This window comes from Pseudomonas sp. NFACC24-1, assembly GCF_900115235.1.
In the GTDB taxonomy this organism is placed as follows: Bacteria; Pseudomonadota; Gammaproteobacteria; order Pseudomonadales; family Pseudomonadaceae; genus Aquipseudomonas; species Aquipseudomonas fluorescens_AA.
The window spans coordinates 91,155-117,420 of record NZ_FOVS01000008.1 but is presented as its reverse complement, the minus strand read 5'-3'; the positions used below and the strand labels follow the sequence as shown (position 1 = coordinate 117,420).

Genomic DNA, 26,266 nt, shown 5'->3' with positions numbered 1-26,266 from the left:
GTCATTGACGGCCCTTACCAAACGGCAATATGCGAATCCGCCCGGGGTTCGGTCCCGCCGCACAGCACACCACTGACCGGGTCGCGCAGGATGATCTGGCCACGCCCATAGTCGGTCAGGTCGCTGGCGATCTGTACCTCATGCCCCCGTCGCGCCAGGGCATTGGCCAGGTCCCGTGAAGCCCCCTGTTCGATCCCGACCTTCATGTCTCCCAGCCATTGCCAACGCGGTGCGTCCAAGGCCGCTTGCGGGTTGAGGCCGAAATCCACCAGGTTCATGACCATCTGCACATGCCCCTGGGGCTGCATGTAGCCGCCCATCACGCCGAAGGGGCCGAGGGCCTCGCCATTACGGGTAAGGAACCCGGGAATGATGGTGTGGAAAGTTTTCTTGCCCGGGGCCAGGCAGTTGGCGTGGCTCGGATCGAGGCTGAACTCCTGCCCGCGATTCTGCAGGGCGATTCCGCTGTCGGGCAGCACCACGCCGGAGCCGAACCCGTGGTAGTTGCTCTGGATGAACGAGACCATGTTGCCCTCCCCATCCGCGGTGGCCAGGTACACCGTGCCGCTGGCGTGGGGGTCGCCGGGCTTGGGCGGTTGGGCCTGTTCGCCGATCTGCCCGCGCCGACGGGCGCTGTAGTCATCGCTGAGCAGGTCAGCCACCGCCACGCGCATGTGCAGGGGGTCGGTGATGTAGTGCAGGCCGTCGCTGTAGGCCAACTTCATCGCTTCCAGTTGACGATGCCAGGTCTGTTGGCTGTCACGCTGATCGAAGTCGAAACCTTCCAGAATCTTCAGCGCCATCAAGGCCACCAGGCCCTGCCCGCTCGGCGGGATTTCCCAGACATCCACGCCTCGGTAATTGACGTGGATCGGGTCGACCCACTGGGCGCGATAATCCCTGAGGTCCGAGGCGCGCAGGTAGCCGCCGCTGGCCCGGGAGTGGGCGTCCAGGCGCTCGGCCAACGCACCACGATAGAGGCTTTCGCAGCCGGTGTCGGCCAATTCCTGGAGCGTGCGCGCCTGGGCCGGGTTGCGAAAAATCTCCCCGGCCCGAGGCGCCCGGCCCTCGATCAGGAAAGTCTCGAACCAGGCTTCCAGGACGGCATCGCGATGGGGCGTGAACTCGTTCAGCGCGATCTGCCATTGATGGGCAACCACCGGCGACAGCGCAAAGCCGTCCCGGGCCAGGCTGATGGCCGGTTGCAGCAGCTCGACAAAGGGCAGCTTGCCAAAGCGCTGCGACAACTGCGCCCAAGCCGATGGGCAGCCCGGGACAGTCACCGGTGTCCAGCCGTAGATCGGCATCTGCTCATGACCGGCGGCCTTGACCGCCTCGATGCTCAAGGCCGCCGGCGCATGCCCGTTGCCGTTGAGGCCGTGTAGCTGGCCCTTGCACCAGACCAGGGCGAAGGCATCACCGCCGATGCCGCAGCCAGTGGGCTCCACTACCGTCAGCGCCGCTGCCGTGGCGATGGCGGCGTCGATGGCATTGCCGCCTTTTTGCATGATCTCGATGCCCGCCTGGGCCGCCAGGGGCTGAGACGCGGCGACCATGCCCCGACGGGCGAAAACGCTCTGGCGTTGGGATGGATAAGGGTATTCGTGGGCAGAAAATGTCAGCATGGTGAAAGCTCTTCAATACGGGAATTGATTGATCGGACTCAGGGGGTAGACAACCTTGCAGCGGTCATAGCACCCGGCTGAGGAAAGCCCGGGTCCGCGGGTGAATGGGGTGACAGAAGATCTGCTCCGGCGGCCCTTGCTCGATAAGCTCGCCCTGGTCCAGGACCACCACACGATCGGCCACTTCCCGGGCGAAGCCCATCTCGTGGGTTACCACGACCATAGTCATGCCCTCCTCGGCCAACTCCTTCATCACTTGCAGCACCTCGCCGACGGTCTCCGGGTCGAGGGCGCTGGTGGGCTCGTCGAACAGCATGGCCTGGGGTTTCATGGCCAGGGCCCGGGCAATCGCCACCCGCTGTTGCTGGCCGCCGGAGAGCATCGAGGGGTAGTGATCGGCCTTGTCCGCCAGGCCGACCCGCTCCAGCAACCCGCGGGCCTGCTCCAACGCCGCGGCGCGCGGCACACCGAGCACCTGGATGGGCGCTTCGATGATGTTCTCCAGGGCGGTCATGTGGGGGAACAGGTTGAAGCGTTGGAACACCATGCCGATGTCCCGCCGCTGCCGGGCGATGTTACGCTCCGACTCACGCACCAGGCTGCCGTCGGCGCGCTCGCGATACCCCATGGCCCGGCCATTGACGCGGATGCGTCCGCCCTGGATGTCTTCCAACAGATTGATGCAACGAATGAAAGTGGTCTTGCCGGAGCCCGACGCACCGATCAGCACCACCACTTCGCCACGCCGCACTTGCAGGGAAATGCCCTTGAGAATCTGCAGCTCGCCGAAGGACTTGTGAACGTCCAGCGCCTCGATGATCAGCTCTTCGCTTTTATGCGCCATGGTTAACGTGCCCTCAGCAGATTCAAGGTGCTGCGACCGAACATCCGCGTCGACGCCGGCGGTGGCGACGAAGGCCGATCCGATTGGCCGAAACGGGTCTCCAGCCAGCGCTGGAAAAAGCCCCACAACGTGGTCAGCAACAGGAAATAGATCGCCACCACCAGGTACAGCTCGAACACCCGGAACGTCGCCGACGTGACCATCTGGGTACTGAGCAACAGTTCCTGGACGCCGATCACGCTGACCAGCGTGGTGTTCTTGAGCATCACGTTGAACTCGTTGCCCAGCGGCGGAACGATGACCCGGAACGCCTGGGGCAGGACAATGCGGCGCATCAATTTGGCGAAGGTCATGCCCAGGGAGCGCCCGGCCTCGTATTGGCCCTTGTCCACCGCGCCGATGCCGGCGCGGATGATCTCGGCCATGTAGGCCCCCTCGTTGAGGCCCAGGGCAATGATCGCCGCCTGGATATTGCCGGGGATCACCAGGCCGAACAGGTCGATGTCTTCGAAGCGGAAAATCCCGCCGGCGGCCAGCGCGGTGTAGAGAAAGACGATCTGCACCAGCAACGGCGTGCCGCGCATCAGCCACACGTAAAAGCGCACCGGCAAATGCAGCAAGGGGTTGCTCGACAACCGCAGCAGCGCGGCGGCCAGCCCCAGGGCACAGCCCAGCAGCATCGCCAGCACACTGATCAGGCAGGTCAGCCAGAGCCCGGTGAGGTACACCCCACTGGGCTGCAGCAGGTACTGCCAGAACACATCCCAATTGAAATTCATCGATGGTTCACCTCAATCAAGTGTGTCACTGGCGACATGCCATTTGCCAAGCAGTTGGCTGTAGCTGCCGTCGCTGCGCATATCGCCGATCACCTGCTGCACGGCGGCGGTCAGTTGCGGATCGTCCTTGCGAATGCCCAGGCCGGTGAGAATCCGGCTGAAGGCCGGCACCCCTTCCTCGAACAGGTCGGGCGCCATGGCCGCGTAGTAACCGGCGGTTTCCACGGTGGTGCCGTAGGCGTCGACCTGGCTGATGCGCAGGGCCTGGAAGGCATCGGTATCGGTGTTGTAGACCACCAGCTTCATCGCCGGCTTGCCGGCCTTGGCCAGGGTTTCGTTCTCGGCGTCGAGCAGGGTCTTGATGGTGGAACCGTTGAGCACCGCGACCTTGTGCCCGGAGAGATCCGGCAGTGTCTTGAGGCCCTTCGGATTGCCCTTGGGCACCACCACCGCCTGGCTGGAATACATGTAGTTGACGATGTCGATCACCTCGCGGCGCTCGGGCTTGTCGAACAACTGATCGACGATCATGTCGCACTGGCGGGCCAGCAACGCGGGAAGCAATCCGGAAAAGGGAATGACCCGCCACTCCACCTTCTTGTCACCCAGGCGCTTGGCGATTTCCAGCCCCAGGTCCACGGTCAATCCCTTGGGTTTCTGCGCCTCATCAAAAGACACCAGCGGCGGCGAATCCATGCCTGAGCAGTAGACGAGTTTGTCGACCTTGAGCAAACGCTCCGGGACAACAGGCGCGGCAACCGCCCACTGCGCACAGAAACCCAAGGATAAAGCGGCAACCAACAGGCGAGGCTTATGCATGACCAGACACTCCAGTTCAGTAGGTAACGGGCAGTACTCAAAGTCAGAACACGGGCAGGCTCGGGGCCTGCTCTCGTTATTTTTTCGATTGCAGGAACTCGATCAATTCAGGAACGGTGCCTTCGATGTGCCCACGCACCACCGCCTCGGCCTTATCGGCATCACCCGCACGCAGGGCATCGAGGATCAACATGTGCTCCTGACGCGCACTCAGGGGCTTTTCCACATGCTGCAGCCATAGGCGCATGGGCGCTTCGATCAGGGAATAAAGCGCGCTGATCTGCTTGAGCAATCGCGGGCGACCGCTGAGGCTGCACAGGTATTCATGGAAGGCGCGATGGCGGCTGACCCACTCGGCGCTTTCCTCGCGGTAGTCGTCCATCTCGTCCAGCAAGCGCTCCAAGGCGGCCAACTGGCGCTCGCCAATGCGTGCTGTCGCGACACGGACCGCCAGGCCTTCCAGGGCGCTGCGCATTTCGAAGACTTCGTGCAGCTCATCAATGTCCAAGCCGCTGACAACCGCCCCGCGATTGGGCCGCAGTGTCACCAGGCCCTGGGCATCCAGACGGCGGAAGGCCTCGCGCACCGGCATCCGGCTCATGCCGATCTCGTTGGCAATGTCCTCGGCAATCAACCGGTCACCCTTGCGTAACCGACCGCCACAAATGGCATCGAGCAGGAAGTTGTAGGCCTCCTCCTCGGCGGTCATGGGCAGGCGTTCAGCGTACGTCGGAGCAAATTGCATGGCAGCACCTTCTGCATTTTTGTATCCAATTATCCATGGATTCAAAAAAGCAGAATACGTGCCAACTTCTCACGCAATCGTGCAAGCATTTGATTTGAAGGAATTTACCGAGGAAAAGTGACTGGCTGCCGCGAGCCCTGCCACAGGCGAGGCTGCAGCCGCGTGCTACCAAACAGCTCAGTGGCTGCCCTTTACGGGTGCGCGATGGTGCTTCGGTAACACCGCAAACGGCGTCTCATCACGCCGGCGCCCTGGGCGTATCCGAAGGTGACTCGCCAAACAGCGCCCGATAATGGAACGCAAAATGGCTCAGGTGGAAAAACCCCATCTCCACGGCGATCTCACTGACGTTCTGCTCCGCCGCACGGGTCGCGATCAAACGGCGGCGCACCGCATTGAGCCGCAGGTTGCGCAGGTACTCCACCGGACGCATCCCGGTCACCGCCTGGAAACTGTTCTGCAGGGTCCTGCGGCTGACTCGCAATTGCTCGCACAAGTCGAGAATGCTCAAGGGCACATCGGCACTGGCGACGACCAGCTCCTGGCAACGCTTGACCAGATAGGCACTGACGGCAAAGTTGCCGCGTCGGCCACGCACCTCGTCCGAGGCGTGGCTGAACAGGTCGAGAAAGGCATTGAGCAGAACGTCTTCGAGGATTTTTTCCGAAGCGGGATTGACGGCGTCCGCCTGTTCCAAAAGGCGACGAAACAGTGGGTGGATGCGTTGTTGCACGCGGCGCAGTACCACTTCATCCACGCTGACCTGGGACACGCTTTTCAAACGCTTGAGCTGTTCGCTCGACAGTTCGTAGGCCGCCAGCTTGGCGAACCGCACCGTGTCGACATTGGCCGCGAAGAAATGCATGCCCTCCGGGGCGTGCAAGACGAAGTCTTCGCCATCGCGCAACAACACGACGCTGTGGGCGCCCACCTGGTGCCCCTGGACCACCGGCGCACCGCCCAGCGACATGGCGATGCACAAGCGCCCTTTTGGCGCGCAACCGTGCTGCACCACGCGTTTATCCAGCACCTCCTGGAAGATCTGGAAACGTTCAGCGCATACCTGGCGCAGCTCGCTGGACAAGCATCCACGCCCGAGCTGGTCATAGACTTGTTGCCAGCCCAGGATCGAACCGGCGTGTTGCTGAGGATCATTGAAGGTACGGACTTCGGCGAACATGATCATTGGTCCTCGGTGGCGCTGCACTTAACCCTGATGCTACGTAACGCTGCGTAGAAACTGTGTAGGAGCTGTGTAGGAGCTGTGTAGGAGCTGTCGAGTGCAACGAGGCTGCGATCTTCCCCCAGACACTTGAATCCCAAGCGAAAGAAAAAAAGATCAAAAGATCGCAGCCTTCGGCAGCTCCTACCGGAAAACCAAAGCCAGTTCCATGCCAAGCATGTACAACCGATACTCGGCGGCCTTGATCTCCAAAGGTGCCAACAAAGCGCCGGAAAGCACCACCTGCCCCGCTTCAACGCACTGCCCGTCGGCCAGCAAGCGCCGGACCAACCAGCACAGGTTGGCCACCGGCGTGTCCTCGCGCGCCAGGACATTCCCTTCGCCGCACGCCCCCCCGTCGCACTCCAGCCGATAGCTCACTTGAGGCAACTGATCGGCCTGAAAACGTACCCGCGCCCCCAGGCAATACAGCCCCGCGGCGGCATTGTCGGCAAGAAACGCGCCGACGCCGAAACGCCAGCCCTGCCAGCGACAATCGGCAATTTCGAATGCCGGCGCGATCTCGGACACGGCGGCGAGGATGTCCTCGTCGCTGTAGAAACCGGGCACCAGCGTACGCCCCAGGACAAACGCCAGCTCGATTTCCAACTTCGGCTGGATCAGCCGCGCAAGCGACACCCCGCGGCCGGGCTCCACCACCATGGCATCGGTCAGTGCGCCCAATACCGGCTCATCAATACCGAAACGGTCCTGGGCGGCGCGGCCGGCGAAGGCCACTTTCCATCCGGTCAACCGCTCACCCCCGGCCTGGCGCCGGCGCAGTGCCTCGCGCTGCAAGGTGTAGCCCATCGGCAGGTCGACGACCTGTGGCTCCAACGAAGGCAAGGCGTGCACGGCCTGCGCGGCATCGTGAAGCCGGACCAACAGATGATCTTCGCGGCTCATGAGAGTTGCTCCGCCAGTTTGCGCAACACGCCCTCGAGCCGCTCGGGCGTGGTGATCGCGGCAACGAACCGATCCGGCCGCACCACCACGACACAATCACGCACCTTGGCAAACCATTCGCCGAGGCGGTTATCGACATCCTCGACGCAAATGGCCCCGCTGGCAGACAAGGGTTGGTTGCGCCCCACGCCGCTGCGCGACCGATTGATCTGGATGAAGCGCGTCTCCCAGCGCGCCCACCAGGCGGCGGTTTCTTCGCTGAGCTGTTCGCTCGGGTTGACCCGATACCCCAGCACCGCATAGGAATGCCCCAGCACCTCGTCCAGGCGTCGGCGCTGGCCCTGGGCATCTTCGATGGACGGTTGGATGAACAACTGCCCGACCAGATCATCCTCATGCAGCTCGGCGCGCTCGTGATACACCAGGCCTTTGGTGATGGTCGCCTTGGGCTTGAACTTGAATTCCAGCAAGTGCGAACGCAGGTTGTCGACGCTGTTGACGGCCTGGAACAACCAGTCACGTACACCCGCCATCAACGGGTTGGTCAGCCCCAGGATGGCGCCCATGTTGTCGGCCAACGCAATGAGATCGGTCGCATGCCCACGGCGCTCCTGGTCGTAACTGGCCAGGATCGCCGGCGACGCCCGCCCTTGGAGAATCGCGGCGAGCTTCCAACTGACGTTGACGACATCACGCAAGCCCGAATTGAGCCCCTGCCCGGCCCAGGGCGGGGAAATATGCGCAGCATCCCCCACCAATGCCACACGGCCCTGGACAAAGCGCGCCGCGACCCGGGAGTTATGGGTGTAGGCGCGGATCCGGATGATTTCCAGTTGGTCGACCGCATCGCCGATATGCCCACGGATCAAGTCCCGGATCGTCGCCTCTTCGCACATCCGGGTTTCGTCTTCGCCCTCCAGGAGCATGAACTCCCAGCGCCGTTGCTGATACGGCAGGTAGATGCAGACGAAAGGTCTCTGAGGGTCGGCATGCAAGGCGGTATACGGTGCGTCGAGGGTGTCGTTGGCCGTATCGATCACCACCCATTTGCGCGGATGGGTCAGCCCCAGCAGTTCAATGCCGAGTTTCTTGCGCACGCTGGAGCGTCCGCCATCGGCACCGATCACGTACTGCGCCTGCAACTGATAGAGCTCGCCCCGGGCATCGCGCACCTGCAAGGTCACACCCTCGGCATCCTGCTCCAGGTCGAGCATTTCATGGCCCTGGCGCAACTCGACACTGGCGTGCTTGCCCAACTGCTCGCGCAATGTCGTTTCAAGCAACTGTTGCATGAAGATGTTGCGCATCGGCCAGCCATAGTTCGCCGTGCTCGGCTTGACCTCGGCAAAACAGACGCCTCGCGCATTGTAGTAACGCAGGGGCACGTTGCAGATCATGTCGCGCGCGGCCAGTTCGGCGATGCCGATGCCCTGCAACACCCGCAGCGCCTCGTCATCCATGCCCACCGCGCGGGGATACGGCAGGACGCCGTCAGCCAATTCAAGGACGATGCAGTCGATACCGTACAGCCCCATGTAATGAGCGGCCGTGATCCCGTTCGGGCCGCCGCCCACGATGACAACCTGGGTTTTCTCCTGCTTCATCGTTATTCACCGCTTTGTTGTTGTGGTTGTAGGCATTGGTCGTGCAAGTAATCCATGACGACACGGTTGAACGTATCCTCCTGGTCGTCATGGACATAATGGCTGGCGTCGGCGATTTGCGCTGTATGCACGCGCGGATTGGCCTCCTTCATCGCCTCCAGGGTCGCCTCGGGCAGAAAATCGGAGCGCGCGCCCCGGATGAACAGCGTCGGGCAATCCAGCGCCCGGACCGCCGGCCACAGATCGGTCGGGGTGATGCTCAGGCGCGCCTGGGCAATGCCGGCCTGATCATGGCGCCAGCCGATGCCTGCCGGGGTTTCCTTCATCGAATGGGTCAACCTGGACGCCAGCCCCTGGGCGGACAGGCCGGGACGTGAGCGGCGCCAGAACTGCGAGGCACTTTCCCAGTCGGGAAACGACAGGGGCGTCTGGCTCATTTCGCGACGGATGCGCTCGGCACCGTCGCCGCTGATCGACGAGCCGGGGCCAATGTCTTCGATCACCAGGGCTTGCAGGCGTCCAGGATTGAGCCGGGCATACTCCAGCGCATTGGTGCCGCCGAGGGAATGCCCCACCAGGATGAAACGCTCCAGTCCCAGGTGCGTGACCCAATCTTCCAGATCGCTGACATAGGCTTCGGTCCGGTAGCTGGAAGCCTCTGCCCAGTCGCTGTCGCCACGGCCGCGCTGGTCCAGGGCGTGGCAACAGAATTGCTCGCCCAATGCATTGGCCAGGGACGCCCAGGTCTGGGCATAGGCCCGCAGCCCATGCAGCAGCAACACGGGAATGCCTGACGCATTGCCCCACGACAAGTAGTGCAGGCGCATCCCCGAACGATTGGTGAAGAACTGGCTGTTTGTAGACATTCGTTGGCTTCCCACGTCAGCGCACCTCAATACAGGCCGTCATTGCCCTTGACGTCAGCGGCCTGCAGACCACCCAGACGTGCATGCAAACGCCCACGCGTGGCGAAGGCCCAGATGATGATCAACTCGTCGGCCGAGGGACCATCGCCGAACGACAGGGAAATGCTGTCGTAATGGGAGCGGACATACAGCGCGTCCTTGTGGGCCAGCGGTACGTCGATGGTCACGCCAGGCCCGCCCCGCTTGCCGGTGGAGGGCACCCAGGACTTGCCACCGCCCAATGCGACACGGATCGGATCCGCCGCCGGATTGGTCAGCAACGCATTGCCGTGCTCGTACTCGCCCTGGCTGCCCACCAGGCACGCCTTGCCGTAACTGACAATCTCATGCTCGCCGGCCAGGGCCTGGATACGCCGACCAAACTCCTGGCCCAGCAAGGGTGACGGTTCTATCAACTCGGCCAGGCTTTCGCTGAAACGTCCGGCATAAGGGTTGGCGATCACCGCTCCAATGGCGTACTTGAACAGCGGCTCGCCATCGGCCAACTGGCCGGTTTCGTTGGCCAGGGTTTCCTCGACGAAGCTATACCATTTGCGGATGTGATAACTGGCGAAATTCGCGGTTTTCATCAGACTTGCCTCTTTAAAGTGGGTCGAGATCGAAATGCCGGCTGGGGGCCCCAGCGGCCTTGAAGCGGGCCTTGCCGCGCTCGTCGTCGTGTTCGGACTCGAGGAAAAACTCCATGCGATTGCCATCGGGGTCGTTGAAGTACACGCCGTTGCCGATCTCGTGGTCAGTGATCTTCACCACCTCGACGCCCTTGTTCAGCAACATGCCGTAGAGCTTGCGCAGGGTGGTCATGTCGCCCGCGATCTCCAGCCCGTAGTGCTGCAACCCCAGGCCGCCCTGATGGGCGCCGGGCTCTGCGCGGAGCAATGCGATGTCGTGATGCTTGGCACCAAACGCCATCATGATCCAGCTTTCACCCCGGGCGCTTTCATGCATGCCCAGCACATCGGCGTACCAACGGGCCGACACTTCCGGGTCGCTCACGAACAACGACAGGTGAGTACGAACGACTTCGACTTTCATCGCGCGATACCTCAGTTTTTCTTGATGATGGATTGATGCCCGGACTTGATTTGCGCCACGGCCGGGGTCCAGAGCACATCAGCGATTTCACTGAATTCACGCCACTGCTTCTGCCAGCCGTCACCGCCATTTTCGGAAGTGAACAGATGCCCGTACTTGGTGCCGGCGACGATCTGGCGAGGGTCGGCAGGGTTCAAGGCAATCGCCCAGACGCAGGAGTTGGGCTGTTGTGGCAGCGGCAGCACTTCCCAACCGAGGGCGGCATCCCGGGAAACCAGGACCTTGCTGGTGGTGCCCGGGGTGCCGTCGGAGATGCTCAGGTAGAGCGTATCCTCGCCGCCCAACGGTGCATTCATGGCGCGCACGTAATACAGGCCGAAGGCTTCCCGGGCGACGATGCCGGTCCAGGTCTGCCCCTCGTCGAGGCTGCGGTAAACGGCATTGACGCACACCACGACGATGACCTTCTGCCCATGGTTGGGCAGGACCACGATGTTGTGCACGTCCGAGTTGAAGTCCCACAGCAAGCGATCATCGACGCGGGTCCAGCTCTGCCCCCCGTCACGGCTGTGGAACAACCCGCCCTCTTCCAGGCCGAACCAGAGCTGGTTGCGGTCAGTCGGGTCGTAGGCAAAAGCCAGCAGCCGTGGACGACTGACGCCGTCGCAGAACTCCGGGATCTCCACGGGGGCACGATCCCAGTGCTGACCACCGTCGAGGGTGCGCCACAGCACGGCGCGCGACGGCGCACCGGTGCCCACGAAAATACGCTGTGCATCCTGGGGATCCACGGCCACCTTCCAGACGGTCTGCCCGTTGAACGGCGAATCTACCCGCTGCCAATGGCCGCCGGTATCACGGCTGATACACAAGCCGACGTCGGTGCCGGCGTAGATCACCTCGGGCGTAGCCGGGTGGAAACTCAGGGATCGGGTGATCGCATCGAATTCCAGGTCCTGGCCCAGGCCCAGGCGATGCCAGGTACGGCCATCGTCGGCGCTGCGGATCACCGCTTGCCCCACGGTGGCGACCAAAAGGGTTCCGTTACTCATCACTGCTGCTCCTCAAATGAAGATGCCACGGGTCAAACCGCCGTCGATGCCAATGGATTCCCCGGTCACGGCGCCCGCCTTGGGGGATGCGAGGAAACCGATCAACCAGCCCATTTCGATGGGCGCCAGGGTGCGCCGGATCGGCGTCGCGTCGATGTAGCCCTGCTCCACCTGCTCAGGCGTCTTGCCCTGCTTGACCCCTTCGCGCTCGTACAGCTCCTGGATGTGCGGGGTGTCTACCACACCGGGGTGGATCAGGTTGACGGTGATGCCGGAAGGGCCCAGTTGGTCAGAGAGCGTCTTGGTCATGTGGGCAATGGCCAGGTTGCGCATGCCCGAGAGGACCTTGCTGCCACGCCCGGTCAAGCCACCGATGTTGATGATGCGACCGAAGCCACCGGCCTTCATGTGCGGGGTCACCGCCTTGGCGCAACGGAAGTAGCCGATCACCTTGGTGTTGAGGTCCGAGAGCAATTCGTCGTCGCCGGCATGTTCGATGTCGTTGCGCACCACGCCGGACGGTGCCGCGGCACCGTTGACCAGGATATCGATGCGGCCAAAGTGCTTGTGGGCCGCCTCGACCATGTCGGACACTGCCGACATCTGGTTGGTGTCACAGTACAGCGGCAGCACTTCGTTGCCGGTCTCGGCGGTGATTTCCTCGGCGGCTTGCTGGAGAAACTCCATGCGCCGCGCACAGATCACCACCTTGCAACCTTCCTGGGACAAAAAGCGCGCGACTTCCTTGCCGATGCCCATACCGCCGCCGGTGACGATCGCCACGCGGCCTTGCAATTCCAGATCCATAGCAGTTCCTCTTGTGATTATTCGGTTCAGGCCAGATCGACGAAGACACTTTTGGTTTCGGTGTAGGCATCGATCACGTTCTTACCCATTTCCCGACCCCAGCCGGATTGCTTGTAGCCGCCAAATGGCGAGGCCGGGTCGACGACGTTCCAGCAGTTGATCCACACCGAGCCGGCCTTCAACTGCGCCGCCACGCGATGGGCGGAGCGCAAGTCACGGGTCCAGAGACCGGCCGCCAGGCCGTAAGGCGAGTCGTTGGCGCGCAGCACCAGTTCATCGATTTCGGTCCAGCTCATGACGGTCAGTACCGGGCCGAAGATTTCTTCCCGGGCAACACAGGCGCGCTCGGCGCGATCGAGAAACACGCTGGGGCGGATGAAGTGGCCGCGCTCCAGGTGGGCCGGCCGATCACCGCCGCAGATCAGTTCGGCGCCCTCTTCCTGGCCCCGTTGCAGGTAACCACGCACCGTGCCCAATTGCCGGGCCGAAACCAGCGGGCCCATGCTGCTGGCCGGATCCAGGCCGGGCCCCAACACATGGGCGGCCGCGTGGCGCTGGAGTTCTTCAAGCACCTGGTCGAGGACGCTGGCGTGCACATACAGACGCGATCCGGCGGTGCAAACCTGGCCCTGGTTGTAAAAAATGCCATCGGCGGCGCCTTTGGCGGCCCGGACAATATCGGCGTCCGGCAGGATGATGTTGGGGGACTTGCCCCCCAGTTCCAGGGAGACCTTCTTCATGTTGCCAGTGGCCGCCTGGGCGATCAGTCGTCCCACCTGGGTCGAGCCGGTGAAAGCGATCTTGTCCACGTCCGGGTGCTGGGCCAGCGGTGCACCGGTCTGCGCACCCAGGCCAGTGAGCAGGTTGACCACCCCGGCCGGGAAACCGGCGGCCTCGATCAACTGCACCAGGCGAATGGCAACCAGGGGCGTCTGCTCGGCGGGCTTGAGCACCGCCACACAACCGGTCGCCAGCACCGGGCCGAGTTTCCACACGCACATGGTCAGCGGGAAGTTCCACGGTACGATCAACGCGCAGACGCCCACCGGCTCGCGCAAGGTGTAATTGAGCATCGGCGCGCCACTGGAGGGCGAAACCGGCAGCGTGCTGCCTTCGATCTTGGTCGGCCAACCGGCGAAGTAACGAATGATGTTGGCCGCACTGGCCGCTTCGCCCCGGGCCGCGCCGATCGGCTTGCCGTTTTCCAGGGTGATCAGTTGCGCCAGCTCTTCGCGATGCTGGTCGAGCAGTTCCGCCAGGCGAAACAGCAGCAACCCGCGCTGGGCCGGGGACTGCTGCGCCCAGGTCCCCATGAAGGCCGCGCGGGCGGCAGCGACGGAGGCATCCACGTCGCGTTCGCCACCTTCGGCGACTTCAGCCAGGGTCTGTTCAGTGGCCGGGTTTTCCACGGCAAACCGGCGGCCATTGGCGGCGTCCTGCCAAGTGCCGCCGATAAACAGACGCCCCGGTTGCGACAGGAACTTCTCGACCGCAGGTAACAATTGAATCGGGTTCATATCCGCTCCTTCACAGCGCCATTTCGATCAGGCAAGGACCACCGTCGGCCTTGGCGTTGGCCAAGGCGCGCTGCAACTCACCGTTGGTGTGCACAGTGCTGGCCGGCAAGCCGTAGCCCTTGGCCAGGGCCTTCCAATCGATACGTGGACGGTCCAGCACCGTCAGGCTCAGAGCCTCGGGGCCCAGCTCGGTCATGCCGAAGCGGCGCAGCTCGTTCTGCAGGATGGCGTAGCGGTGGTTGGCCGCGATCAGGATCACCACCGGCAGTTGCTCGCGGGCGATGCTCCATAAGGTCTGGATGGTGTACTGGGCACTGCCGTCCGATTGCAGGCAGAACACCTTGTTGCCACGCTCGGCCATGGCGGCGCCAAAGCCCACCGGGATGCCTTGGCCGATGGCCCCACCGGTGTTGGTCAGGACCCGATGCCGGGCGGCATGGGCCGAGGCGGTGAAGAACGGATAACCGCACGTGCCGCCTTCCACCGAAACGATGCAGTCGTCCGGCAACGATGCCGCCAGCACCTGGCCCACCGACTGCGGTGTCAACGTGGCTTCGCCGGGCGGCAGTTCGATACCGGTTGGCGTGGGCACGTAAGCCGGCGCCTCGAGCGCATCGGCCAGCGCAGTGAGCGCCCCGGCAACGTCGTCCCCCACCTCGGCCAGACACAGCAGGCGTTCACGCTCTGCCAGCCGGGAGGCAATGCCTTCGTAGCCGAAGTAGCTGATGGGCTCGGGGACGCCGGCACAGACCACCGCGTCGTATTGGTCAAGGATCTCGATGGCCACTTCGGGGAAGTAAGGCAGGCGATCCAGGTCTGGCAGGCCACCACCGCGATAACTCAGACGCGGAAAGGTTTCGGCGAACAGCCGCACGCCCGGCAGTTGCGCCAAACGCCCCGCCGCTTCCAGGCCGGCGACGGACAAGCCTTGGTCGCCGACGATAAATACCAGGCGCCGACCATCGCGCAATGCCTGGGCGACCGCCTCGACCCGGTCACCGGCAAAACGCCGGACCGGAGCCTGCAATGCCGTGAAGGCTTTCTCGTGCTGCACCGTGTTGGCTTGCAAGTCCATCGGCAGAATCAGGCTGGCGATCTGACCGTTGGCTTGCCAGGCGGCACGCACCGCCTCCTGGAAATCCTCACCGACGCCCGATGCCGTGCGCGAGGTCCGTACCCACTTGGAAACGCTGCCGGCCAACGCCTGGATGTCGCTGGCCAGCGGTGGATCGTAATTGACGTGCCAGGACGCATGATCGCCGATGACGTTGACGATCGGGGTGTTGGCGCGACGCGCGTTGTGCAGGTTGGCAATGCCATTGGCAAAGCCCGGGCCGAGGTGAGTCAGGGTCATCGCCGGCTTGCCGGCAATCCGGCCGTAGCCGTCCGCCGCACCGGTGCATACGCCTTCGAACAAGGACAACACCGGCTTGAGGGCTGGCGCGCTGGCCATGGCTGCCACCAGGGGAATTTCAGTCGTTCCGGGATTGGCGAAGCAGTATTCGATACCGCTTGCCACCGCCGCCTTCACTATCAGTTGCGCACCATTCATTTCCAGCCCTCTTCATCGAGCGTTTGCAGTGGCTGAGATTTATCACACAGCACAATCGACAAAACAAGCTATTTTTCTGCATTAAAATCATATTTTGAGATTAATGCATATTTAAGAAGGCAAAACGACTGGAAATCCCCTTGTATTTCTCAAGCATTGAGTTACCGTGGCGACGCGCTTCTGAGCGAGTGCGCGGGCTTTTCATCAGCGCCGCGGCTACCTATAGTGCTCACCCAACGACCCCCTACGCGCCATTCCCCCCTTTAGGAGCGAAATGAGCAGTCTGAGCAAAATGCTGAGTGTGCTGGACCTTTTCGGCCCGGCCACATTGAAGATCGACCCCGAGACCATCGCCGAGCGCATGGGCCTCTCGCGGGCGACCGTGTACCGCTACGTCAAGGACTTGTGCGATGCCGGCCTGCTGGTGCGGGTGGACGCCGGCAGCTATGGCCTGGGGCCACGCATCATTGAGCTGGACTGGATGATGCGGCAGTACGACCCTATCCTCGTGGCAGGCCGCGAGTTGATGCACGAGCTGTCCGATGCCACTGGCCTGGCGGTGTTCGCCAGCGTTTTCTACGACGGCCGTATCATCAACACCTACATCGCCGAACCCAGTGACACCTACCAGTTCTCATTCGGCCGCGGACAACCACTGCCGTTTTTTCGCGGTGCGCAATCCAAGGTATTGATCGCCTTCCAAAAGGGCCGGCGCCTGCAACGCCTGTTCGAAGAACACCTGGCCAACGACCCCGACAGCGGCCATGACTGGGCAAGCTTTTCCAAGGCCACGAAAAAAATCCGCAAGGATGGCTATTGCATGACCCACGACGAACTCAACCTGGGCCTCACCGGTATCGCGGCGCCGATCGTCAACCCGGAGCTCGACGAGGTGGTGGGCAGCCTTTCGGCCGTGGGCAGCACCCATAGCTTCAAGCTGCTGCGCCAGGAAACCGTGGTTGAAATGGTGATGGATACGACCCGGCGGATTGCCGAGCGGATGCATACCCAGCCTGCCGTCGGTTAGAAACCGGAGGTGCAGCCATATCAGTGTCCTGTGGGAGCGAGCTTGCTCGCGATTGCGGTGGATCAGTTGAGATGGGTGTTGATTGGGCCGCCGTCATCGCGAGCAAGCTCGCTCCCACAGGGTGCTGTAGGAGCTGTCGAGCGAAGCGAGGCTGCGATCTTTTCGACCCCATTGAGTCTCAAACGAAAGATCAAAATCAAAAGATCGCAGCCTTCGGCAGCTCCTACAGCGCAGTCCAGCGGGAGCAAGCTCCCTCGCCACAAGGTTTTATCGAACAACTCCTGCCTCAGAACGGCACAGCCACCGTCACCTGGCTGTACACGTTGGTGCCATTGCCCGTCACTTGATTGCCTCCCGTCGTTGCATCCCGATCCGGCTTGTAGAGGCCGATCAGCGGGGTGACGATCAAATGCTCGTTGACGGCCCACTCGGCATACACATCCAGCTCACGGGCATCCAGGTTCAGGGCGTTATCTTTACGTACGGTGTTGTAATCGAAGTACAACGCACCGAGGGTCAGGTTTTCCAACGGCGTGGCTGTCAGGCCGACATGATGAATGCCCGTATTGCTGTTGAAGGGCCCGGCATAATTGCCCGCGACTTCACCCTGGAACCACGTGCCATAACCCGTGCTCTGCCCGGTGAACAGCGAATCCCACTTCTGCGAATAGCGGGTGTAGCGGTACGTCAGCTTGGGTGCCCAGGCGAGATCGGCAAATCTATAACCGGCCTCGGCGTACCAGGCGTTCTGCGGGCCGGCGTCCTTGTCCTGCCAGGCGTATTCGAATGCCAGGCTGGCGTTCTCGATGCCCGCGTCGCCTTCACCACGAATGCTGTAGACGTCCATGCCCTTGCGTTGCTTCTGGAAGTCACTGGCCCATTGGTCGCTCACATCCAGGCCATGGATCCAGGTCAAGCCCAAGGTCCCGGCCTTAGCGGTGTAGTCCAGCGTGCCAGCGGCCAGTTCGGTTTCGGCCTGTGCACGGTTGTCGGACTTGAGCCAGACCGCACTGCCATGCAGTCCCTCCTGCCCGCCCAGACGCAATACGGCGGTCTGGTCGAAGGCGTGCCGGGCGGCCAGGTAATAGGCACCCCCGCGATTCAAGCGTCCATCGGCAGGCCCTTTGCCCAGGTTCGGCCCGTCATCGTTGATCAAGAACCCCCTGCCCAGCTTGACCACCTGGCGACCGCCGGAGATATCGACACCGTCCTGCCCCAGCACAGGGAACAGATCGGCGGAGCGCCAGCCCAGGTAAGCGTCTTCGATCTTCGTCGTGCGCTCGCTGCCCAGTGTATTGCCGGCCGCGTCGCCATCGCCCCAGGTGGCGGAGCTGACCAGGCTGAACGCACCGTAGGCGGTGCCACGGCCGGCCAGGCCCTGGTCGCCGCTGACGCCATACTTGATAAAGCCTTCGCGCCAGGTTGAACCACCGGGCCTGCCGTCGTAGTTCTTGCGGCTGTTGAAATGGCCGAACACCGCCAGCATGTCGGCGTTGAGGTGAGTGTCGTCATCGGCATACAACGCATAGGCCTGGACCTGACTCGCAGCGCAGAGCGCCAGCGTACAGGCAAGGCCACTGCCGAAAAATTCCATACGCGATAGGTTCCGCATGGCGGGAGCTCCTTGTGGTGCGCCTTCAAAGGCTGTCTTTATATTCAGGAGCCGGCGCAGCACGCTGCGCCGGCCTACAGGCTAGCGGCAGTCGGCGAGCGCGCCGTCCAACGCACCGACCATCATGGCGGCCTCGTCGGAGGTAAGGGTCAGCGGTGGCGACATCACGATTTTGTTGCCTATCGGACGCACCAGTACGCCGGCGCGGCGCGCCTGCTCGGCGATGCGCGAGGCCAGGCCATTGGCCGGGTCCAGCGGCTCGCGGGTGGCCTTGTCCGCCACCAGGTCCACGGCGATCATCAAGCCCTTGCCACGCACTTCGCCCACCACGGCATAACGTTCGGTCAGCGGCTGCAGTTGCTCCAGCAATTGGGCACCGACTTTCCCGGCATTGCCCGGCAAGTCCTCGGCTTCGACGATATCCAGCACCGCCAGGGCCGCTGCACACGCCGTCGGGTGACCGCTGTAGGTGTAGCCATGCATGATCACGCTGCTGAAACCCGGACCGTTCTCGATGGCATCGGCGATGCGCTGGTTGAACACCGTGGCGCCCATGGGGATGTAGCCGGCGGTGATGCCCTTGGCCAGGCACAGCACGTCGGGCGCGACGCCCCAGCCCCGGCTGCCGAGCATGCAGCCGGTGCGGCCGAACCCCGTGACCACTTCATCGGCGATCAACAAGATGCCGTGGCGATCACAGACTTCACGCAGCCTCTTCCAGTAATGCGCCGGCGGCACGATTACGCCACCGGCACCTTGCACCGGCTCCGCGACCAACGCGGCAATGGTCTGCGAACCCAGCAGCGCGATCTGGTCTTCCAACTGGCGAATGCAGTGAGCGGTCAATTCCTCTGGATCGCGGCAGTCCCAGGGGTTGCGGTACAGCCACGGCGTATCGAGCAGATGACAACCGGCCAACAGCGGCCCGTGGTTGTAGTGATAGACCCCATTACCACCCACGGAGGTGCCGCCCACGTGCACGCCATGGTAGCCATTGCGCAACGACAGGAAGCGCGTGCGCCCTGGCTCGCCGCTGGCGATCCAGTATTGACGGGCCATTTTCAGGGCCGTCTCGACCGCGTCGGAACCGCCGGAACTGAACAGCACCCGCGCCATGTTTTCCTGGGCGAACATCGACGTCAGCCGCTCGGCCAGGTCGAACACCCGCGGATGAGCGATGCCGTCGAAGGTCTGGTAATAAGCCAGTTCGTCCAGTTGCGCGGCAATGGCTGCCTTCACTGAAGCCCGGTTATGGCCCACGTTCACGTTCCAGAGGCCGCCCACACCGTCGAGCATGCGATGGCCCTCGATATCGGTGATGTAGTTGCCATCGCCACGGGCGATGATCAACGTCTTGGAGCGGTTGGCTGGCGCCGAAGAACTCATCGGGTGCCAGAACTTCTTCTGTGCCGTCTTGTAGTGCTCGTACATGGCTGCAGTCCTCACTCTGTTTCACGCTTGCGTACGTACAGCAGCTGCTGGCCGGTAAACTCCAACAGCCCTTCAAGGCCGAACTCGACGCCGAAGCCGGACATCTTGCTGCCGCCAAACGGCGTATTCGGCTGGATCTGCGCATGGCAGTTGACCCAGGCCATGCCACATTCCAGGCGACTGGCCAGGGCCTGTGCCTGCTCGCTGTCGCGTCCCCAGACCGATCCACCCAGGCCCATGTCGCCAGCATTGGCTCGACGCAGGACGTCCTCGACATCCTGGTAGGCAATCAGCGGCAACACCGGCCCGAACTGTTCCTCATCCACCAGGCGCTGGCCATCGGTCACATCGGCGACCAGCGTCGGCGGATAGAAAAAGCCCGGGCGGTCCAGACGGGCACCGCCGCACAACACCCGCGCGCCCTGGGCACGGGCGTCCGCCACCAGCTCCTCAACCAGTGTCAGCTGTTCGAGGTTCTGCACCGGGCCAAACGTGACCCCGGGCGCCAAGCCGTCACCCACCACCTGACGCCTGGCGATAACGGTCAGGGCCTCGGCAAAGGCCTCGTACTGGGATTGGTGGACGTACAAACGCTTGAGGGCGGCGCAGGTCTGCCCCATGTTCAGGAAGGCGGCCTGGAAAATGTCTTCGGCCACCGCCTCGACCGGCGTGCCGGGCAGCACGATGGCGGCATCGTTGCCGCCCAGCTCCAGGGTCAGGCGCTTGAGGTTGACCGCGGCGCCGCGCATCACGCTTTGGCCGGTGGCGGTCGAGCCGGTGAAAACAATCTTCTGGATGCCGGCGTGGGCAGTGATCGCACTGCCGAAACCCTGTTCGCCGGTCACGCTATTGATCACGCCCCGAGGGACATGGCGCGCGATGATCTCCACCAGGCGCAAAGTGCTCAGGGGGGTCAGGCTCGACGGCTTGCTGATCACGCAATTGCCGGCCCGCAACGCCGGCATGATGTGCCAGACGGCGATCATGAAGGGCCAGTTCCAGGGCGTGATCGATGCGACGACGCCCAACGGCTTGCGGTGCAGTTCAATGCGCTGGCTCGGGGTCTGTTCCACCAACTCCACGGGGATCTGTTGTTCGGCGGCGTAACGCGTCCAGGCCACCGCGCCCATCACTTCGGAGAACGCCAGTTCCAGTGGCTTGCCCTGCTCCAGGACAATCAGCCGGGCCAACGACTCGGCGTCCTGCTCGATGTCCGCCGCGATGCTCAGCAGGCGCTGGCGGCGATCTTCATGGCTGCTGTATCGCCACTCGACAAAGGCCGACTGTGCCGCTTCGACGGCGAGGTCCAGCTGGGCCAGGGAACCGGCCGCACAGCGGGCGAACACGCTGCCGGTCGCCGGATTGACCACATCGAAGTGGCCGTTTTCGCCGTCGACCCGGGCCCCATTGATGAGCATTTGATAATCGTGCATAGCATCTTCCTTTCACGCGCGGCCGGACCGTCCCGAACGACAGCGCAGTTTTTTGTGTGGTTTGACGTGATCGCGTGGCGCCCTAGAGCTTGTGGCTGCCCAACGCCATGAACCGCTCGGGTGAGGACTTGCGCAATCGGGCGGCGAGGAACACGCCGACAATCAGCGCGGCGGGAATGACGGCGCAAAGGCCGTAGGACAACAGTTTGCTGGCGCCGGTCAGCACGTCGAAATGCATCACCGCGAGGGCCAGGACCGCCAGCAATGCCAGGCACGAAAAGCCTGGAAGAATCCGTCCGCGCCAGAGCCCCAGCTTCAACTCCGGGCGCGAGTGGAAATAGACCCATACCGCCGCCGAGGTCAGGGCCATGAGCAGGATCACGCACAACGTGGCCAGGTTGGAGAACCAGGCGAACAATTGCAGGATTGGATCGGCGTCCAGCGCGGCGAAGATCAGCACCACCACCGCTGCGATCAGGCTCTGCAGGACCGAGCCCATGTGCGGACTCTGGTGCACGCGGTGGGTGGTGCCCAACCGGCTGTGCAGCAAACCGTCACGCCCGATGGCATAGAAATAACGCGCTGCGGCGTTGTGGAACGCCAGCAGCCCAGCGTAGATGCTGACCATGAACAGCACACGGATGATCTGGGTCAGGTGCGGGCCGACAAAGTGATCGGACATGCCGTAGATGAACGTGGTGGGATCCTGGAGCGCCTGCAAGGTCGGTACGATCTTGTCCGCGCCTACGCCAACCACCATGGCCCAAACCGACAGGGCATAGAAACCGCCGATCAACAGCACCGAGCTGTAGGTGGCGATGGGAATCGTACGGTGCGGGTTCCTGGCCTCCTCGCCGTAGATGGTGGTGGCCTCGAAGCCGATGAACGCCGCGAAGCAGAACAGCAAGCCGATGGACGGTGTGCCGCTGAACACATGGCTGCGATCGAACGCATCGAGATTGATGCCACTGTCGCCGCCGGTCTTGAGGATGGCGAAATCCAGCGTCAGGATTGCCAGGTACTCGGCAATGACCACCACCGACAGCACCCGGGCCGACAGGTCGATCTTGCGATAACCGAGAATCGCGATGCTCGCCATCGCCAGGAGCGAATACGTCCACCACGGCAAATCCAGGCCAAAGACACTGGCCATCGTGCCGCTGACCACGCCGCCGAACATGCCGTACAGACCGACCTGGAGAATGTTGTAGGCGAACATCGCCAGCACCCCCGCCGCGCCGCCGGCCAGGCCACCCAAACCGCGAGAGGTGAAGGCATAGAAACCACCGGCGTTGGTCACGTGCCGGGACATGGCCGTGTAGCCCGCCGAGAAGGCCAGCAACACCAACAGCGCCAGGAGCAGCAACGCCGGCGTACCCGCGCCGTTGCCCAGCATGATGCCGATGGGGAAACCGCCGGCGATGACGCTCAAGGGACTCGCCGCCGAAATCACAAAGAAGATGATGAAGCCGACGCCCAGGGCACCGCGCTTCAACTCCGTCGAGCTGCTGATCGGGAAAGATACACTCATTGTTCTTGACCTTATTGTATGAGGCAGTGTTGCTGGATCGGAGACGGCCAGTTTCGCCGACGTCCAAAAGCTTATTGTTCTGCTTGCACGCTGGATTCGATGCTAGGCCCTTGCCAAAACCCTTCGCTATCCCAAAACGGCAGCATCCGAGGCGGCGCCCCAAAACAGGTCAGCCCCTGTGGCGAGGGGATTTATCCCCGCTGGGCTGCGCAGCAGTCCTAAAAGCCGAACAACTCGGTGTGTCAGATAGATTGAGTTGGCTTGTATGGGGGGCTGCTGCGCAGCCCAACGGGGATAAATCCCCTCGCCACAGGGACGTCGTCGCCCTAAGTGACTTGCATTAGCCCAACGCCTGGGCACAACGGCTGCCGATTCGGGATAACCGGCAGGCGCTTCCTGCCGCAAGATAGCCTCGCCCGTCGTTCAAACAGTGCTGGGCACAGAACAATAAAATCCCTAAGCGCAGGAAAATCTCAGCATGTTCTTCGCTCGTCTCTCTATCCAATGGCGGATCACGCTCCTGAGTGGGCTGTGCCTGCTGGCCGTCGTCGGGGCATTGACCGGTACCTCCCTGTATCAGAACCAACAAGGCGCAACACTGCTCAAGCAGCAAAGCAGTCAACTGCTGGGGCGCTCGGCCCTGGAAGGCCTGCAGGCACAGGGCCTGGCACACGGTCAGCGGGTGGAGCGCTTTTTCAGCGAAACCGCGATCTATGGAGAAGGCTTTGCCCAACAGGTCCTGCAACTGCGCGCCCAGGCGTGGAACGGGCGACTGACGCCGGGGCAACTGCGCCGTGACCTGATCGCCGCGACCCGCCAAGCCCTCCAGAACCGCGAAAAAGTCCTCGGCTTCTACGTGGTGCTGTTTCCCGACGCGCTGGTCGGTGAAGATGCCGGTTTCATTGGCCAGCGCGATCTGGCCGGCAACGAAAAGGGTCGCTTCGCCTTGTACTGGTCGCAAAGCCAACCCGGCCACTTGGTGCAAGAGGTGCTCAGCGAAGCCCAGATCAGCGCCAACACCGCACCACCGGGCAGCGAGCCGGCCAACGCCTGGTACGTCTGCCCGCAGACCCTGGGGCGCACCTGCGTGACAGAGCCCTACGCGATCGAGGTCGAAGGCCAGAAGACGTTGATGAGCAGCATCTCCATACCGCTGCTGGACCAGGGCAACGTCATCGGCGTGGTGGGCATGGACATCAGCCTCGATACCCTCCAGCAACTGGCCGCCAGCCTGGCCAACGACCTGTATCCCGGCCACAGCGAGATCAACATTCTTTCCCCGTCAGGGCAAGTTGCCGGCCATAGCGGCACGGTTGACGGCACCTCGGTCGACGTTCGGCAAGCCGTGCAAACCGTTGCCGCCAATAGCCCCTGGCAATTGCAGATACGCGTACCTGAAGCCCTTGTGCAAGCGCCAGCCCTGCACATGCAGGCGCAACTGGACGACAAGCATCGCCAGGCCAACTGGTTCAACCTCAGCCTGGGCTTGCTGGCTGCCGGCTTGGGACTGTTGCTCATCTGGCTCACCGCTTACGGCGTGACCCGGCCACTGCTGAGGGTGGCGCATATGCTCGATGCGATTGTCGAAGGCGACGGCGATCTCACCCAGCGCCTGCCCAACGACCGCCACGATGAATTGGGCCATCTGGCCAGGGGCTTCAACCGTTTTCTCGACAAGTTGCAGCCCATTATCCGCGATATCCAGCAAGCCTCCCTGGACACCCGCAACACCGCCGATACGTCGGCGCGAGTGGCCCGGGAAGTCAGCGCGGGCATGCACACGCAGTACCGGGAAGTCGAGCTGGCAGCGACCGCCTTGCATGAAATGAGCACCAGCGCCCAGGAGGTGGCTCGCCATTCCCACCAGGCGGCCGATGCCGCCACCGTTGCCGAAAACGCCAGCCGATCGGGACGGGAATTGTTCGCCAACGCGGTCACCAGCATCGACAGCCTCGACCGGCGCCTGGAAACCACCCTCGAGCAAGTGCAGGCGCTGGCCGGCAACAGTCAACACATTGGCCAGGTGCTGGACGTGATTTGTGCCATTGCCCAGCAGACCAACCTGCTGGCCTTGAATGCCGCCATCGAAGCGGCCAGGGCCGGTGAACAGGGGCGCGGCTTCGCCGTGGTGGCCGATGAGGTTCGCCACCTGGCCAGCAACACCCAGAACTCGGTCGAGCAGATACGCACGGTGATCGAAGCGTTGCAACAGTTGAGCCAGGAGGTCGTGCACAGCACCCAACTGAGCCGCGAACAGGCCAGGGACAGCGTCGCTCAAGTCGAAAAGACCCATCTGGCGCTGCAACACATCACCGACGCCGTGGAAGTGATCGAACACATGAACCAACAGATCGCCAGCGCCGCCCTGGAGCAAAGCGCTGTCGTGGAAGACATCAGCCATCGCGTCAGCGACATTCGGGCAATCAGCGAAACCTTGACCGGCCGGATGGAAGAAGCGTCGCAGGCAAGCCACTCGTTGCATGCCATGGCCAACCATCAACAGCAGTTGGTGGGGCATTTTCGGATCTAGCGGCCTGTGCGCTTACACAATTTCACAGAGCGCCTACAAAGCTTCACCCCTGGCATTGGCTTCGATCCCTACCATGGGCGGCTCAATATTGGGGAAGCACCATGTCCAAGATTCCTTTCGTCACACTGGGCCTGTTGGTGGGCGCGCTGTTGCTCAGTGGCTGTGATAGTGCCTCGAACCCGCAAGCCTCCGCCCCGCTGGCAAGCGTGCGTGTCGAAACGGTCCAGGCCCGGCCGCTGTCGATCAGTAACGAGCTGAGCGGCCGGATCGCCGCGCCACGGGTCGCCGAAGTCCGGGCACGGGTCGCCGGCGTGGTCTTGCAGCGGGTGTTTCACGAAGGCCGGGACGTCAAACAGGGCGAGGTGCTGTTTCGCATCGATCCGGCGCCGTTCAAGGCCGACCTGGACAGTGCCGAGGCGGCGTTGCGCAAGGCCGAGGCCAATGCGTTCCAGGCCCGCTTGCAGGCACAACGGTACGCCCAGTTGATCGACGACAAGGCGATCAGTGGCCAGGACTACGACAATGCCAGGGCCAATGTGCGCCAGACGGCCGCGGACGTCTCCGCCAGCAAGGCCGCGGTGGAACGGGCGAAACTGAACCTCGGGTATGCCACAGTGACCGCGCCGATATCCGGGCGCATCGGCCGAGCGCTGGTGACGGAAGGTGCCTTGGTCGGGCAGAACGAAAGCACGCCGTTGGCGTTGATCCAGCAACTGGACCCGATCCACGCCGACCTCACGCAATCGACCCGCGAACTCAATGACCTGCGCCGCGCCTTTCGCGCAGGGCTTTTGCAAGCGGTCGGCCAGGGCCAGGCCAAGGCCACCTTGATCCAGGACGACGGCAGCCCTTATCCACTGCCCGGCAAGTTGCTGTTCACCGACCTCAGCGTCGACCCGAGCACCGGCCAGATCACCCTGCGCAGCGAGTTCCCCAACCCCGACCTGGACCTGCTGCCGGGCAGTTTCATCCGCGTGCGCCTGGAACAGGCGGTCAACAGCCAGGGCATCACCGTGCCGCAACGGGCCATCTTGCGCGACAGCGCCGGCATCGCCCAGGTATTGCTGCTGGACGCCGAGCAGAAGGTTAGCCAGCAACCGGTGCAACTGGGCGCCGCGCAAAACGATCGCTGGGTCGTCACCCACGGTTTGAAACCCGGCGACCGCATCGTCATCGAAGGCCTGCAACACGCCCGTCCCGGCGAGCACGTCCGGATCGACGACTCTCCACTCCCCCTCGCCCAGGTTCCCGGGCCACAGGCAGGACACTAAG

23 protein-coding genes are annotated in these 26,266 nt (G+C 63.0%); 4 read left to right on the top strand and 19 right to left on the bottom strand.

Annotated elements, in window-relative coordinates; translation table 11 throughout:
• Positions 1-14: 14 nt before the first annotated feature.
• The 5 genes from BM317_RS10150 to BM317_RS10130 all read right to left on the bottom strand — a co-directional run bounded on the left by BM317_RS10150 (position 15) and on the right by BM317_RS10130 (position 4,812).
• On the bottom strand, positions 15-1,625 hold the full coding sequence (locus BM317_RS10150; RefSeq protein ID WP_092474193.1) for a gamma-glutamyltransferase family protein: 1,611 nt from the start codon (positions 1,623-1,625) through the stop codon (positions 15-17).
• A gap of 64 nt (positions 1,626-1,689) precedes the next feature.
• The gene (locus BM317_RS10145) at positions 1,690-2,469 is read right to left on the bottom strand and encodes an amino acid ABC transporter ATP-binding protein (RefSeq protein WP_024616526.1); all 780 of its coding nucleotides are present in this window, start codon (positions 2,467-2,469) and stop codon (positions 1,690-1,692) included.
• Positions 2,470-2,471: 2 nt separating this feature from the next.
• Positions 2,472-3,248 (bottom strand): amino acid ABC transporter permease, encoded by a 777-nt coding sequence (locus BM317_RS10140; RefSeq protein WP_060742708.1) that lies wholly within the window; start codon positions 3,246-3,248, stop codon positions 2,472-2,474.
• Between the two features lie 12 nt (positions 3,249-3,260).
• Positions 3,261-4,067, bottom strand: coding sequence for an ABC transporter substrate-binding protein (locus BM317_RS10135; RefSeq protein WP_092165517.1), 807 nt, complete (start codon positions 4,065-4,067; stop codon positions 3,261-3,263).
• Between the two features lie 76 nt (positions 4,068-4,143).
• Positions 4,144-4,812, bottom strand: a complete 669-nt coding sequence (locus BM317_RS10130; protein WP_092474191.1) for a GntR family transcriptional regulator — start codon at positions 4,810-4,812, stop codon at positions 4,144-4,146.
• On the opposite strand from BM317_RS10130, the gene BM317_RS31080 reads away from it, so the two are divergent.
• Entirely contained in the window at positions 4,811-4,933 is a 123-nt protein-coding gene (locus BM317_RS31080) for a hypothetical protein (protein ID WP_256574111.1), read from the top strand. The genes BM317_RS10130 and BM317_RS31080 overlap by 2 nt on opposite strands.
• A 117-nt stretch (positions 4,934-5,050) precedes the next feature.
• Here BM317_RS31080 and BM317_RS10125 read toward each other — a convergent pair whose 3' ends face one another.
• From BM317_RS10125 to BM317_RS10080, 10 genes are all read right to left on the bottom strand, one after another.
• Positions 5,051-5,992 carry a helix-turn-helix domain-containing protein gene (locus BM317_RS10125; protein WP_092165647.1) on the bottom strand — a complete coding sequence of 314 codons (942 nt, stop codon included), beginning with the start codon at positions 5,990-5,992 and terminating at the stop codon, positions 5,051-5,053.
• 186 nt (positions 5,993-6,178) lie between these two features.
• On the bottom strand, positions 6,179-6,940 hold the full coding sequence (locus BM317_RS10120) for a 2-keto-4-pentenoate hydratase (RefSeq protein ID WP_092474188.1): 762 nt from the start codon (positions 6,938-6,940) through the stop codon (positions 6,179-6,181).
• Positions 6,937-8,544: a bifunctional 3-(3-hydroxy-phenyl)propionate/3-hydroxycinnamic acid hydroxylase gene (locus BM317_RS10115; protein WP_092165511.1), complete on the bottom strand. Its 1,608-nt coding sequence runs from the start codon at positions 8,542-8,544 to the stop codon at positions 6,937-6,939. Before BM317_RS10115 ends, BM317_RS10120 begins: the two co-directional genes overlap by 4 nt.
• 2 nt (positions 8,545-8,546) lie before the next feature.
• Positions 8,547-9,410 carry an alpha/beta fold hydrolase gene (locus tag BM317_RS10110; RefSeq protein WP_092474186.1) on the bottom strand — a complete coding sequence of 288 codons (864 nt, stop codon included), beginning with the start codon at positions 9,408-9,410 and terminating at the stop codon, positions 8,547-8,549.
• A gap of 26 nt (positions 9,411-9,436) precedes the next feature.
• On the bottom strand, positions 9,437-10,039 hold the full coding sequence (locus BM317_RS10105; protein ID WP_092165507.1) for an amino acid synthesis family protein: 603 nt from the start codon (positions 10,037-10,039) through the stop codon (positions 9,437-9,439).
• A 13-nt stretch (positions 10,040-10,052) separates the two neighbouring features.
• Positions 10,053-10,502, bottom strand: coding sequence for a VOC family protein (locus BM317_RS10100; RefSeq protein WP_060742716.1), 450 nt, complete (start codon positions 10,500-10,502; stop codon positions 10,053-10,055).
• A gap of 11 nt (positions 10,503-10,513) precedes the next feature.
• Positions 10,514-11,554, bottom strand: coding sequence for a YCF48-related protein (locus tag BM317_RS10095; RefSeq protein ID WP_092165505.1), 1,041 nt, complete (start codon positions 11,552-11,554; stop codon positions 10,514-10,516).
• A 12-nt stretch (positions 11,555-11,566) separates the two neighbouring features.
• A complete protein-coding gene (locus tag BM317_RS10090) occupies positions 11,567-12,361 on the bottom strand; it encodes an SDR family NAD(P)-dependent oxidoreductase (RefSeq protein WP_060742718.1) in 795 nt (264 codons plus the stop codon).
• A gap of 26 nt (positions 12,362-12,387) precedes the next feature.
• Positions 12,388-13,878: an aldehyde dehydrogenase family protein gene (locus tag BM317_RS10085; RefSeq protein ID WP_092474184.1), complete on the bottom strand. Its 1,491-nt coding sequence runs from the start codon at positions 13,876-13,878 to the stop codon at positions 12,388-12,390.
• A 10-nt stretch (positions 13,879-13,888) separates the two neighbouring features.
• The gene (locus tag BM317_RS10080; protein WP_060742720.1) at positions 13,889-15,430 is read right to left on the bottom strand and encodes an acetolactate synthase large subunit; all 1,542 of its coding nucleotides are present in this window, start codon (positions 15,428-15,430) and stop codon (positions 13,889-13,891) included.
• A gap of 274 nt (positions 15,431-15,704) precedes the next feature.
• Here BM317_RS10080 and BM317_RS10075 point away from each other — a divergent pair, with 274 nt between their 5' ends.
• The gene (locus tag BM317_RS10075) at positions 15,705-16,457 is read left to right on the top strand and encodes an IclR family transcriptional regulator (RefSeq protein ID WP_060742721.1); all 753 of its coding nucleotides are present in this window, start codon (positions 15,705-15,707) and stop codon (positions 16,455-16,457) included.
• A 286-nt stretch (positions 16,458-16,743) separates the two neighbouring features.
• Here the strand turns inward: BM317_RS10075 and BM317_RS10070 are convergent, their stop codons facing one another.
• The 4 genes from BM317_RS10070 to BM317_RS10055 form a co-directional block, all read right to left on the bottom strand.
• Entirely contained in the window at positions 16,744-18,069 is a 1,326-nt protein-coding gene (locus BM317_RS10070) for an alginate export family protein (RefSeq protein ID WP_092474182.1), read from the bottom strand.
• A gap of 81 nt (positions 18,070-18,150) precedes the next feature.
• The gene (locus tag BM317_RS10065) at positions 18,151-19,500 is read right to left on the bottom strand and encodes an aminotransferase class III-fold pyridoxal phosphate-dependent enzyme (RefSeq protein WP_092474180.1); all 1,350 of its coding nucleotides are present in this window, start codon (positions 19,498-19,500) and stop codon (positions 18,151-18,153) included.
• Positions 19,501-19,511: 11 nt separating this feature from the next.
• Positions 19,512-20,933, bottom strand: a complete 1,422-nt coding sequence (locus tag BM317_RS10060) for an aldehyde dehydrogenase family protein (RefSeq protein ID WP_092474178.1) — start codon at positions 20,931-20,933, stop codon at positions 19,512-19,514.
• Positions 20,934-21,015: 82 nt separating this feature from the next.
• Entirely contained in the window at positions 21,016-22,464 is a 1,449-nt protein-coding gene (locus BM317_RS10055) for an APC family permease (RefSeq protein WP_092474176.1), read from the bottom strand.
• 478 nt (positions 22,465-22,942) lie between these two features.
• Here BM317_RS10055 and BM317_RS10050 point away from each other — a divergent pair, with 478 nt between their 5' ends.
• The gene (locus BM317_RS10050) at positions 22,943-24,994 is read left to right on the top strand and encodes a methyl-accepting chemotaxis protein (RefSeq protein WP_092474174.1); all 2,052 of its coding nucleotides are present in this window, start codon (positions 22,943-22,945) and stop codon (positions 24,992-24,994) included.
• Positions 24,995-25,095: 101 nt separating this feature from the next.
• Positions 25,096-26,265, top strand: a complete 1,170-nt coding sequence (locus tag BM317_RS10045; protein ID WP_092474172.1) for an efflux RND transporter periplasmic adaptor subunit — start codon at positions 25,096-25,098, stop codon at positions 26,263-26,265.
• Position 26,266 lies beyond the last annotated feature (1 nt).